Genomic DNA, 10,928 nt, shown 5'->3' on the forward strand with positions numbered 1-10,928 from the left:
CAACCCGAAGCCCTTCGTCTGGACGAAGGACGCCGACGAGATCCTTCAACGCCTCGCTTCATATCTTGATCGAATTCCCGGCGCAGAACACTAGAACTCGCAGCCGATGCGGGCACATGGACCGTATGACAGGACGGCGCGTCACTTGCGACGGTGGCTCGGCGATGCGTGTCGCACGACGGCGTATGTGGAGAGGCCGAGCTCAGAAGTTCCTCAAGGTTTCGCCTTGGATGCCACGAACGCCGGACGGCATGCCATGGTCATCCCACGCGATACCGCGAGCGCGTATCTGCAGGCAACTGCAGTCAATCGACAGGGGAGACTCACGTGTTCGGAGCAATGGACCTGGGCGCCAAGATTGCCGCAGCTGTCACGATCATCGCCGTCGTGGGACTCGCCATCGTCGCGATCCGTTGGTTCACAGCACAGAATCGGTAGGTTGGGGCCGACTTCGGGCTGTCCAAGGCAACTTGGGCAGCAGCAGCCGATGATCAACGGCGACACTCGGCCGAGGCCACGTGTCACACCGCCGGGTCGCCGTGCCGATATGTCTCAGGGCATCGGTACGACGGAAACACCGTCAGAGGCTGGGCTGTGGTGCGGGCGGCGGATGTCCTCAGCAGTGAAGCGAAAAAGTACGGATGCTGCGGGGCAGCGGGGTGTCAGTGCTCCCTATGCGCGGCCGGCTTCCCTGCGGGCCGGGGGGTTGTCATGTCCAGCAGTGTCATGGCGTCGTGGTCGGCGGTGCCGGGTTCGGCGACGTACACGCCCAGCCGATGGCCGGGGGTGCCCTCCAGCTGCATGCCCTGAAAAGCGAGGGTGATCGTGCCGACGTCGGGGTGATGAAAGGTCTTCTTCTGCGCGTGGGTGCGTCTCGTGACTTCGTAGCGTTCCCACAGCTTGGCGAAATCGGGGCTTTTGAGGAGGAGCTCGCCGACAAGGCCGGCCAGGTCGGGGGCATCGGGATCGGTTCCGGCCAGGGCGCGCAGGCGGGCGACGCATCCGCGGATCTGGGTGCCCCAGTCGGCGTAGATGTCGCGTGCTGCCGGATGGAGGAAGAGGTAGCGGGCGATGTTGCGTTGTTTGCCCGGCCAGTCTTCGATGCCGGCGTACAGCGCGAGCGCGCCGGGGTTGCCGGCGAGCAGGTCGAGGGTTCGGCTGGAGACATAGGCGGGGTTCGGGCGCAGAGTCTCCAGCAGCAGCTTGACCTGGTGGCTCACGGTCCGACTGGGTGCGGCCGGAGGCTCGGGTGCGCGCCGGGCCGCGCGAGCAGCCAGGTCGTGCAGGTGGCCGTGCTCGTCCTGGTCCAGTTTGAGGGCGCGGGCGAGAGCGTCGATGACGGCCGGGCTGGGGCGGGTCTCCTTGCCGCGCTCGAGCCGGGTGTAGTAGTCGATGCTCACTCCGGCCAGTGCAGCGACCTCCTCCCGGCGCAGCCCCGGGGTGCGGCGCACGCCCGCCCCCGGGGCGAAGCCGACCTCGGCCGGGGTCACCTGAGTGCGCCGGGCGCGCAGAAAGCGCCCCAGTTCCGTACCGCTGCCGTCGTGCTGCCGCTCAGGTGCCATGCACACCAGTCTGGCCCGCGCACGACGCGCGCGCTGCGGGCGAGGGGGGCCCTGACACACCCCCGCTGGCCGCTCCCTGGAACAGCGCGGCCTGCCGCGTCGCCGACGTACGAGGCACGGTGGAGAAGCGATGGACCCGGATCCGTTCCACCGCCCCGACGCAGCCCCTGTCAAGAGGCCGCGTCGGGGAACCATGGAACCTCGGCCGGCCCCCTGACGATGGGCGGCCTGCGGAGGAGCGCGGTGGTCGAAGCGCACCCGGGTGACGCGATCCACACCGCGCAGCAGCACCCGCTGACCCAGCACCACGAAAGCACCGAAGGAAAGGCACCCCGCCATGCGCGCGACACTCCTATACCAGGCCGGCGACGTACGCGTCGAGGACGTGGACGACCCGAAGATCCAGAACCCCACGGATGCGGTCATCCGCATCGTTCTGGCCTGCGTCTGCGGCAGCGATCTGTGGCCGTACAAGTCCCAGCCGCTCACCGACGATCCCCGCCACATGGGCCACGAGTTCCTCGGCGTGGTCGAGGAGACCGGCACGGAGGTGACCCGTGTTCGGCGCGGTGACGTGGTCGTCGTCCCGTTCACCTACGCCGACAACACCTGCGCTTACTGCCGCCAGGGCCTGCAGACGTCCTGCACTCACGGGGGCCAGTGGGGTGTGGGCGGAGTCGACGGTGGCCAGGGCCAGGCCGCCCGCGTCCCCTACGCCGACGGCACGCTCGTCAAACTCCCGGTCGCCGAGGACTCCGAGCTGCTGCCGGATCTGCTGACCCTCTCCGATGTGCTGTGCACCGGCTACCACGCCGCCCGCACCGCCGGGGTCAAGCCCGGCGACAGCGTGACCGTGATCGGTGACGGCGCGGTCGGCCTGTCCGCGGTGATCTCGGCGAAGTTGCTGGGCGCCGAGCGGATCATCCTCATGGGCCGCCACACCCAGCGCACCGACCTGGGCCGCGACTTCGGCGCCACCGACGTGGTCGCCGATCGCGGCGAGGACGGCGTCGCCGCCGTGCGCGAGCTGACCGGCGGCTTCGGTACGGAGCGGGTGCTGGAATGCGTCGGCCTCGAGGACGCGCTCGTCCAAGGCGTCGGCGTGGTCCGTAACGGCGGCGTCATCAGCCGCGTCGGAGTTCCGCAGTACCCCGGTGTCCCCTTCGGTTTCCCCGAGTTCCTGCGCAACATCACCCTCACCGGCGGTGTCGCCCCCGCCCGCGCCTATATGGAAGACCTCATGCCGCACATCATCAGCGGCGAGATCCACCCCGGCCGGGTCTTCGACCGCACCGTCGGCCTTGAGGAGATCGCGGAGGGCTACCGCCTCATGAACGACCGCGAGGCCCTCAAAACCCTCGTCAGGCCCTGACCGCATCCACCCACCGGCACCCCGGGCGCGCCGCCCCCTGTCCGGTGCTCCTGGCCCGTCCGCCCGTCTTCACCAGCTCACCGGAGGCGCCGTCGACCCGTTGGGTGGGCCGGGACCTCGAACTCCTCGACTGCGGCCTCGCGTACACCCTCACCCCCGGGCCGCCCGCCGTCCGCGCCGCACGTCACCTGCGCCTCCGCGGACATGGCCTTCGCCTGTGCGACGGCGCGCAACAGCCCTCGGGGGAGTCGGCCGGGCCCGGGACTGGCGACGCGACTTCCAGGCCCGGCCATCGGCGGTCACCGGTGGCGGGTGATCGTCTTGTGCTCGACGTAGCCGGTGAGGCCGACCTTGCCGTACTCACGGCCTATCCCGCTCGCCTTGTAGCCGCCGAACGGGCCGTCGAAGCTGATGGGCGAGCCGTTCAGGGTGATGGTTCCGGTGCGGAGCTTGCGGGCGATGTCCAGGGCGCGTTCGGCGTTGGACGTCCAGATGCCTCCCGACAGGCCGTAGTCGGAGTCGTTGGCGACGCGGACGGCGTCGTCCTCGTCGTCGTCCGGGGAGACCTTGAGTACCACGGTGTTCCCGGCCAGCAGGGCCGGGGTCAGCTTCGCCGTCGCTGCCGAGAAGGGCGAATTCCACGGGATGACCGCGGCGACCACACCGATCGCCTCACGCCTGACGATGGTGTCGAAAGCAACCGAAGGATCCGAAGGCTGGACGACCTCCTCCCAGCCGAGCTCCTCGGCCGCCTTGAGATAAGCGTTGACCTGGCGGGTCAGGAACGGCTGGCCGACCTTGGTGAACCAGCCCGCTGAACCGTTCTCCGCGGAGATGGCCGCAGCGATCTCGTCGGCGCGGGTCTCACGCAGCTCGCTGTAACGCCGGATGCCGTCTTCCAAGCGAAACTCGACTCCGCTGAACGAGTCCTCGACGAGGCACGGCTCATGGAGGCGCCAGTGGCGGTCGCGCTGCACCGCTACGTGGAGGGGATCATTCCCGTCAGCCGTGAGTGGCCCGTCGATACGCGCCGCATGATGAAGGCGGATCCTGACGCCCACGGTCGGCGTCAGGAGCAAAGCCGGCGACTCGACGACTTCCTCCAGCGAGCAGCCGACGAAGGCTACTTGCGCGCCGACGTCGACCGGCATGGGTCAGGGCGGTCCTCGATCAGCTGGTGGACAGCATCGCCCACCGGTTCCCGGAGGTGGAGCCTCCACGGGCGGCCGACATGGTCGTGGATACGTTCCTCAATGGCATCGGCAAGGCCTGAGAAGTCGTATGCATGCCGACAGCCGAGCTTAGGGCTCGAACGGGGAGCCTGATCGGATGATCTCGGTGCTGCCCGTGCATGAGGACAGGGCCTCGTGGCGATTCGGAGGGAGTTGAGTCTCACCGAGTGCCAGGAGGCCCTGTTTGCCGTAGTTGTACGCGGCTGAGTTCCGTGATCGGCTGCGGCGCCGAGCCTCTCGCGAGCCCTAAAGAGGCAGGCGATCACCAGAGCCCTCGTCGTCGTACGCGTTCACGACGACGTACGGAGGGTGGACGCCCCGAGCAGGGGCAACGGCCCCACCCGGGGCACCTCGGCCCGACCCTCGATCAGTTCATGCCGCAGTTCCAAGGTGTTCCCCCTCGTCGATCGCACTGACCATCAGGCAGATCAACGAGGGGGCTTGGTACGGATAGCTGCGCAGGTGTCGCAATCCGCACCAGGCCAGAAGGCCCTCACCCATGTCGAGGTCAATCAGCCGTGAAGCCTTGTGACCAATCTCCGTGGACGGAACACCTAGTACCTGCTGATCTCCCAGAAGCGGAAGACGGTCGAGGCGTCCAGGGTCCACTCCAGGCCGGAGATGTTGTCGTGTGCCACCGCGTACTGCTTGCCCTGCCACAGCGGCAGGATCGGCAGATCCTCGGCCACGTTGTCCTGGAGCTCACCGAAGGCCTTCGCGGTGGCGCCCCGGTCGCCCCGGGCGGCGGTGTCGGGGATGATCCGGCTGGTGATGTCGTCGTTCACATAGCTGTTCTGCAGGACGTTGTCCTTGCCGAAGAACGGCTGGGTGAAGTTGTCCGGGTCGGGGTAGTCCGGGACCCAGCCCTTCACGTAGACGCCGAGCTCGCCGGCCGCGATCCGTCTCTCGTACTGGTCAATGGGCAGGGACTTGACCTCCGCGTCGACCAGTCCACTCGCGTTGAGCTGTTTGGCAATCGCCCGGAACTCGTCGTCGGTGGCGGGGCCGTAGCGGCTCGGCGTGGACCACAGCGTGAGCTTCACCTTGCCGGTGATACCCGCGCTACGCAGCGCCTGTTCGGCCTTGGCCGGCTGCGGGCTCCCGCCGTACATGTCGAAGAACGCGGTGTTGTGGGCCGTGATACCGGCCGGGACGATCGAGTACAGCGGAGTGGCCGTGGAGTGGTAGACCTCGCTGACGAGGGCGTCACGATTCAGCAGGTACGCGATGGCCTTGCGCACGGGGAGCTGTCCGACCACCGGGTCCTTCATGTTGAAGACGAGGTGCTGCACCTCGGCGCTGGTTCCTTCGACGACCTTGATGCCCTTGTCGGCCGCGGCGCTGGAATCCTCCAATTGGGAGATGTCCCGCGCGGTCAGACCGCGGTAGGCGACATCGATGTGGCCCTTCTGCAGCGCGGACGCCAGCTTCGTCTGGTCGCCGCGGAAGAAAACGAGGGTGATGCCCGAGTTCTTCACCCGCGCTGTGCCCCGATAGCCGGAGTTGACCGAGAAGACGGCCTTCGACTTGTCGAGGGACTTCAGCTTGTAGGGCCCCGACCCGACGGCCTTGCCATCCTTGCGCAGGCTGTCCGCCGGGTACTCGCTGTGGTCCACGATGGAGCCGGCGCCCGAGGCGATCTTGCTGGGGAAGGTGGCGTCGGGAACCTTGAGCTGGAAGACGACCGTTCGCGCGTCCGGAGTGGTGATCTTTGCGATCGTGGAGAGCAGCGGCGCGGGGCCGGCGGGGTCGTCGATCCTGATCGCCCGCTCGAAGGAGTACTTGACGTCCTCGGAGGTGAGGCTGTTGCCGTTGCTGAAGGTCAGGCCGTCGCGGAGCGTGCACCGGTAGGTCCTGTTGCCGCTCTCGAACGCGCAGGACTTCGCCGCTTCCGGCTGGGGTGTCGAGCCCCCTCGGGGAAAGCTGAGCAGGGACTGGAAAACATTGTTGAACAGCAACCAGGACCCAGGGTCGTAGCCCGAGGCCGGATCCGCGGCCAGGACGTCGTCGGACATGCCCACGACGATCGAGTCACCGGGCTCGGAGGAGCCTCCTTCGGTCAGGCTGCTGCAGCCGCCCAGCAGGGCCACAGCGAGACCGGCCCCGATGGGAGCGCTTATCCACCGTTTGCGTATGTTCACAGAACTGCCTCGTGCTTTCTGTCGACCGCGCGGGGCTCCCCGCGCGGCCGGGATTGATCAGGAACCGCCGGTTGCGGACCTGGTCGGTGCGGTCGGGGTGGTGTGGCCGATGCCCCGCCGCGTGAGCCAGGTCCGGATGGTCCGGAAGCTGTAGCCCTTGTCGCCCAGGACACGGTCAGGCCGGACCCGTAGTTGTCCCGAACGCATCGCCGGGAACATCATCTACGACAACGCCCCGCTCACCGACCCCGCGGTCCCGACGCCACGTACCTCGTCGCCGAGTTCGCAGCCGGCCACCCCTGCCACACGGACCTGCCCAACGTCCTCGAAGCGTTCCCGGCGCTCCCCACCGCCGGTCAGGACGGACCGACGGAGCACGTGGACAAAGGCCTCCCTGCGTACCTCACCAACTACTGGAGACACAAGGAGGGGCTGCCAGCCCATGACCCGGCGATCAACGACTCTTCGCACGATGCCGTTGCCTGAGAAGTCGTTCAAGTCGGTTTACGCAACGGATGAGCCAATTCTCGCTGAACGGTTGCCCGTCTACGTCAGGCTCCTCGAACACCGTCGGCGTAGCCGGCGCCCGGTAGCCACGTTGGAGCTGGAGCTCGCTGATGGGCATGCGCCGCCGAGGCCGACTGGCAGGGAGGTCGGGCTCTCCAGTCGTCGGACCACCTGCTCTTTGCGGATCAGTAGCGGTTCGGGGCCCGCATTGCCCCATGGGAACAGGCCGGTGGTAATGCGGAGCATCAGGGAACCCCGACGGCTGTTTGACCGATGTGCCCTGCGGGCGGCCAGTGCTCCCAAGTCGGAGCGCATGTGCGGCGGTACGACGAGATCCGGGGCGTCGAAAAGGACGACATGAATCTCGCATATCAGATATATCGGCACGGTCGCGGATGCGATGAGGGTGAGGGCGACCAAGGAACCAGTCGTCTCCATGTCCAAGCTGACCGCGAGGCCCCACCGCGAGACAGCAGTGAGACCGATGGACCGGACCTCGCCTCTCGTGATCTCTTTGCCGAACGGCGGGAAGGCGAAGGCGGTCATGAAGTGGCCGACCGCCTCCGCGACGGTTGCGGCGGTGTCGGTGGCGCGGGCCCCGGATCGCCTGGTGCGGACACAGGACCTGGCAAGGGCCCGGGTTGCGGGCCAGGTCCGGGCCGGCGCCGGGGTGGGGCTGGGAGGTATGAGAACGACCAGCCGATCCTCGTGTTCGACCTCGGTGGCGGCACGTCTGACCCGTCACTGCTGGAGATCGGCCAGTGCCTGGTGGAGTCGAAGGCGGCCAACGGCGACATGCAGTCCGAGAGCGGAGCCGCTGGAGGCGGCCGGATAGAGGCGACCGGCCGCCGCGGGAACGCGCGCAGAGCGGAGGTGTGTTGTCGGTTTGGCGCCGCACACATGACCGGCCGGTGGCCTCGCGCGCGCCAAGAAGGTCGCGGGGGCAGCCACCGGCCGGCGCTTGTGCAGGGCTGTTACACCATGGGGTCGATGTCCCCGCTGCTCGCCTGCTTGCTCTGCTCCTTGAGCTGGCGGGCCTTGTCCTTCAGCCGCTGACGCTCCTGCGGGTCAGAGATACGCTCCGCGGCCTGTTCCATCTCCTGTGCCTTCTGGCGCAGTTGCTGGGCGCGGGCATTGGACTCGCCTGCAGCGCTCATGATCACTCCTTGGTGTCATCGGGGAAGAGCGGGCCACACCAGCGAAACAGCGCGCCTGCACCCGCGCATCTCGAAGGCTCACCCACCGTTATCCATGCAGGCCCCCGGTGTGCACATGAGGGCTCGAATGCCCGCGCGAGGCCGGTGGAGAGCGGCTTCCCACGCATGCGGATTGAGGAGTACAAACGGCTATGCCTGTGCGTCGGCGCTGGACGCTGCGGCCGTACGGCCGCATGAGATCGGACCACCCCCTGCACCACAGGAGTCCCGGAGGAGCCGGCATGAGCGCCCTGAGTCGACCTCGGCGCAGTCGCAGCCCGGAGCCCGTGCTCGCCGTCGCATGACCGCGCTGCTCGAGGCCTCGCCGTCCATCCGGCCGCCCCAGCCGACCCAGTGTGCGTTCAATGCGCCGGCGCCAGGGCAGGACGCCCGGACACGGTCGTGGCCCGGCGCGGGTTCGAGGGGGCGTCGGCCTTGTCGATGCTGCGGACGTACAGGGTGTGGTTGCCCGCCGAGAGCGTGTCAGCTTGATGCTCACCGGCTTGCTCCGCTCGTGACCGATACGCCTGGAGCGCCGGTCTGACGCCGCTACGGGTTTCCGGCCATGCCCGTCGGACAGTCCATGGCGCGTGTTCGAGAGGTTCTGCCCGCCTTCTCGGAGAACGACGCTACTTCTCGAACACCCCGTCGGCGCAGGTCAGGTTCTCGTCCAATGCCGCCGCGTCCAGCGCTGCCGTGAGTCGGTCGAGGCGGGCCTGCAGATCGGTGATCTCGTCGAGCTCGAAGCCGGTTGCCGCAGCGATCCGGCGCGGCACGACCAGCGCCCGCTCGCGCAGTGCCGTGCCCTCGTCCGTGAGGTGGATGTGCACCGAGCGCTCGTCCTGGGCGCTGCGCTCGCGCCGTACGAGGCCGGCCGCCTCCAGCCGCTTCAGCAGCGGCGACAGCGTTCCGGAGTCGAGCCGCAGGTGCTCTCCCAGCTTTTTCACCGGCAGCTCGCCGTGCTCCCAGAGCGCCAGCATCACCAGGTACTGGGGATAGGTGAGCCCGAGGTCCTTGAGGAGCACGCGGTAGACGCTGCCGAAGGCGCGTGACGCGGCGTTCAGGGAAAAGCAGATCTGCTGGTCGAGGCGGAGGTAGTCGGCCTCGGACGGGTCCTCGCGGCTCGGGCTGGGCATGGCGGTCATGGATGCAGTGTAGCCGCGTACCACTCAATTGAACACAACTCAATTGTGTGCTTTCCTGGAAGGGAAGCGGCCGGACAGCGCCGCCGGAGCATGACTTTCGAGAGGAATGGTTTTCATGGAAGCGCTCTACACCGCCGTTGCCACCGCCACCCACGGTCGCGAGGGTCGCGCCATCACCCCCGACGGCAAGCTGGATCTGCAGCTGGCCGTCCCTGTGGAGATGGGCGGCAGTGGCCAGGGCACGAACCCGGAGCAGCTGTTCGCCGCCGGTTACGCCGCTTGCTTCGCCAGCGCCCTGGGCCTCGTCGGCCGGCAGGCCAAGATCGACGTCAGCGACGCCGCCGTGACCGGCGAGGTCGGCATCGGCAAGCAGGGTGAGGGTTTCGGCCTCGCGGTCACGCTGCGCGTGGAGCTGCCCGAGACCGTCGATGAGGCCACCGGGCGCAAGCTGGTCGAGCAGGCCCACCAGGTCTGCCCCTACTCCAACGCGACCCGCGGCAACATCCCGGTCGAGCTCGTCATCGAGTAGCAGACTCCGGGCGGCGACGGGCCGACGCCAGGAGTCAGCGAACCGTGCGACGCGGCGGCGGCCGGGTACGACCTTGACGAGACATTCATGTCCTCGCGTGGAGATTCGCTCAGCCTGCGCTGGGGTCTACGTGTTGATGGTCCAGGAGTACGCCCGCCACAACGGCCACCCCGACTTCCTACGGGAGCGGTTCTTCGGGGCAACGGGTGACTGAGCCTTTCTCGCACGGTCCGGCCATAGGTGTTTCGGGAAGTGGCGCGGGTGACTACGAATGCGAGTTGGGGCTCTGGCTCAAGTTCCGCGGAATCGGCGTCCACAGAACGTGAGCACGAACCCGAGAACGGACAGCTCCTGACGGCTGCCTCCTGTGATCGGTCCCGGGGTCCGTCAGGCAAGTGGAGGGTCAGCTGCTGCGGCCCTCTACCGCTGTGGCGACGTCGGCAAGGTCCTTCGCGACCGCCTTGCTCACGGCCCGTGCGCCCACGCCGCCCAGGACCTTGGCGAGCAGGCCCGTGACCCCGCTGCGCGGCACGGCCGTGAACGTCATGCGGACCGTCGTGGTGGCCGGGCCGTCCGCCCGCAGTGCCCACTCCGAGACGTAGTGGGTGCCGTGGGATTCGGCCTCCGCCACATAGCGCTTGGGCGGCTCGCTCGCGGTCACCCACATCTCCTCGGTGGCGTCCTTTCCGAACATGCGCCGGGTCTCGCGCCACCGCGTGCCAACGTCGAAGGCTCCGTCTGTGAGAACCTCGGCCTTCGATACGCTGCTGAGCACCTGCTCCATGCCCCTGAGGTCGGTGAGGGCTTCCCACACGGACCCCTGGGCTGCGGCGATGCGACGCTCGACGACGACTGTTCTGTTGGTCATGGATCCCATGGAACCACTGAGGTCCGGCAGCCGCCTGCCGCAGCAGTGCACCGGGGTGCCCTCGCACCGGCCGGTTGCTGTTCCGTGTCATCGGACCTTGAGCGTGTGCCATCCGGGTTTGAGTAGCCGTACTCAGGCTCGAAGCGGTCCGCTCACGGAGCATGGTGAACATGCTTATGCGGGCCGTGGACCTTGGCGCGGCAGTCTTGCTCACCTTGCTGGAGGTGGCTGCGCTCGCCGCGTTCTGGTTCGCCGAAGGTCTCAAACAATGGGCTCCTCAAGCCCGGCTTCCACAGTTCGGCGGGGTTTCGGTGGGTCAGGTCGGGGATCGATGCTGGTCAGCGCGTTGCGGCTAGCGGCACGGGCTGAAAATGCC

9 protein-coding genes and 1 pseudogene are annotated in these 10,928 nt (G+C 67.9%); 4 read left to right on the forward strand and 6 right to left on the reverse strand.

The features are described from left to right. Positions 1-662: 662 nt before the first annotated feature. The gene (locus tag ABZV38_RS37545) at positions 663-1,562 is read right to left on the reverse strand and encodes a helix-turn-helix transcriptional regulator (protein WP_356333080.1); all 900 of its coding nucleotides are present in this window, start codon (positions 1,560-1,562) and stop codon (positions 663-665) included. A 337-nt stretch (positions 1,563-1,899) separates the two neighbouring features. Here ABZV38_RS37545 and ABZV38_RS37550 point away from each other — a divergent pair, with 337 nt between their 5' ends. Then, positions 1,900-2,934: an alcohol dehydrogenase catalytic domain-containing protein gene (locus tag ABZV38_RS37550; protein ID WP_356333082.1), complete on the forward strand. Its 1,035-nt coding sequence runs from the start codon at positions 1,900-1,902 to the stop codon at positions 2,932-2,934. A gap of 299 nt (positions 2,935-3,233) precedes the next feature. Here the strand turns inward: ABZV38_RS37550 and ABZV38_RS37555 are convergent, their stop codons facing one another. Then, entirely contained in the window at positions 3,234-4,085 is an 852-nt protein-coding gene (locus ABZV38_RS37555) for an aldehyde dehydrogenase family protein (protein WP_356333084.1), read from the reverse strand. A gap of 635 nt (positions 4,086-4,720) precedes the next feature. Then, a complete protein-coding gene (locus tag ABZV38_RS37560; RefSeq protein WP_356333086.1) occupies positions 4,721-6,181 on the reverse strand; it encodes an ABC transporter substrate-binding protein in 1,461 nt (486 codons plus the stop codon). Between the two features lie 1,320 nt (positions 6,182-7,501). On the opposite strand from ABZV38_RS37560, the pseudogene ABZV38_RS37565 reads away from it, so the two are divergent. Next, positions 7,502-7,609 (forward strand): annotated as a pseudogene (locus ABZV38_RS37565) (Hsp70 family protein); the annotation flags it as partial. Between the two features lie 179 nt (positions 7,610-7,788). On the opposite strand, the gene ABZV38_RS37570 reads toward ABZV38_RS37565, so the two are convergent. After that, positions 7,789-7,971, reverse strand: a complete 183-nt coding sequence (locus ABZV38_RS37570; protein WP_356333088.1) for a DUF6381 family protein — start codon at positions 7,969-7,971, stop codon at positions 7,789-7,791. A 668-nt stretch (positions 7,972-8,639) separates the two neighbouring features. Beyond that, complete coding sequence (locus tag ABZV38_RS37575) at positions 8,640-9,155, reverse strand: MarR family transcriptional regulator (protein WP_356333090.1); 516 nt, start codon at positions 9,153-9,155, stop codon at positions 8,640-8,642. A 115-nt stretch (positions 9,156-9,270) separates the two neighbouring features. On the opposite strand from ABZV38_RS37575, the gene ABZV38_RS37580 reads away from it, so the two are divergent. Continuing rightward, positions 9,271-9,684: an organic hydroperoxide resistance protein gene (locus ABZV38_RS37580; RefSeq protein ID WP_356333092.1), complete on the forward strand. Its 414-nt coding sequence runs from the start codon at positions 9,271-9,273 to the stop codon at positions 9,682-9,684. Continuing rightward, positions 9,584-9,898, forward strand: a complete 315-nt coding sequence (locus ABZV38_RS37585) for a DUF664 domain-containing protein (RefSeq protein WP_356333094.1) — start codon at positions 9,584-9,586, stop codon at positions 9,896-9,898. Before ABZV38_RS37580 ends, ABZV38_RS37585 begins: the two co-directional genes overlap by 101 nt. 189 nt (positions 9,899-10,087) lie before the next feature. On the opposite strand, the gene ABZV38_RS37590 is transcribed toward ABZV38_RS37585, so the two are convergent. Further along, on the reverse strand, positions 10,088-10,552 hold the full coding sequence (locus ABZV38_RS37590) for an SRPBCC family protein (protein WP_356333095.1): 465 nt from the start codon (positions 10,550-10,552) through the stop codon (positions 10,088-10,090). Positions 10,553-10,928: the final 376 nt, after the last annotated feature.

Origin of the sequence: Streptomyces sp. NPDC005181, from assembly GCF_040608395.1 — a bacterium.
Classification (GTDB): domain Bacteria; phylum Actinomycetota; class Actinomycetes; order Streptomycetales; family Streptomycetaceae; genus Streptomyces.

Bases quoted from the DNA above. Each gene is read 5' to 3' on its own strand.
- ABZV38_RS37590 (WP_356333095.1), bottom strand. From the start codon at position 10,552: ATGACCAACAGAACAGTCGTCGTCGAGCGTCGCATCGCCGCAGCCCAG.
- ABZV38_RS37550 (WP_356333082.1), top strand. From the start codon at position 1,900: ATGCGCGCGACACTCCTATACCAGGCCGGCGACGTACGCGTCGAGGAC.
- ABZV38_RS37575 (WP_356333090.1), bottom strand. From the start codon at position 9,155: ATGACCGCCATGCCCAGCCCGAGCCGCGAGGACCCGTCCGAGGCCGAC.
- ABZV38_RS37570 (WP_356333088.1), bottom strand. From the start codon at position 7,971: ATGAGCGCTGCAGGCGAGTCCAATGCCCGCGCCCAGCAACTGCGCCAG.
- ABZV38_RS37585 (WP_356333094.1), top strand. From the start codon at position 9,584: ATGAGGCCACCGGGCGCAAGCTGGTCGAGCAGGCCCACCAGGTCTGCC.
- ABZV38_RS37560 (WP_356333086.1), bottom strand. From the start codon at position 6,181: ATGTCCGACGACGTCCTGGCCGCGGATCCGGCCTCGGGCTACGACCCT.
- ABZV38_RS37580 (WP_356333092.1), top strand. From the start codon at position 9,271: ATGGAAGCGCTCTACACCGCCGTTGCCACCGCCACCCACGGTCGCGAG.
- ABZV38_RS37555 (WP_356333084.1), bottom strand. From the start codon at position 4,085: ATGCCGGTCGACGTCGGCGCGCAAGTAGCCTTCGTCGGCTGCTCGCTG.
- ABZV38_RS37545 (WP_356333080.1), bottom strand. From the start codon at position 1,562: ATGGCACCTGAGCGGCAGCACGACGGCAGCGGTACGGAACTGGGGCGC.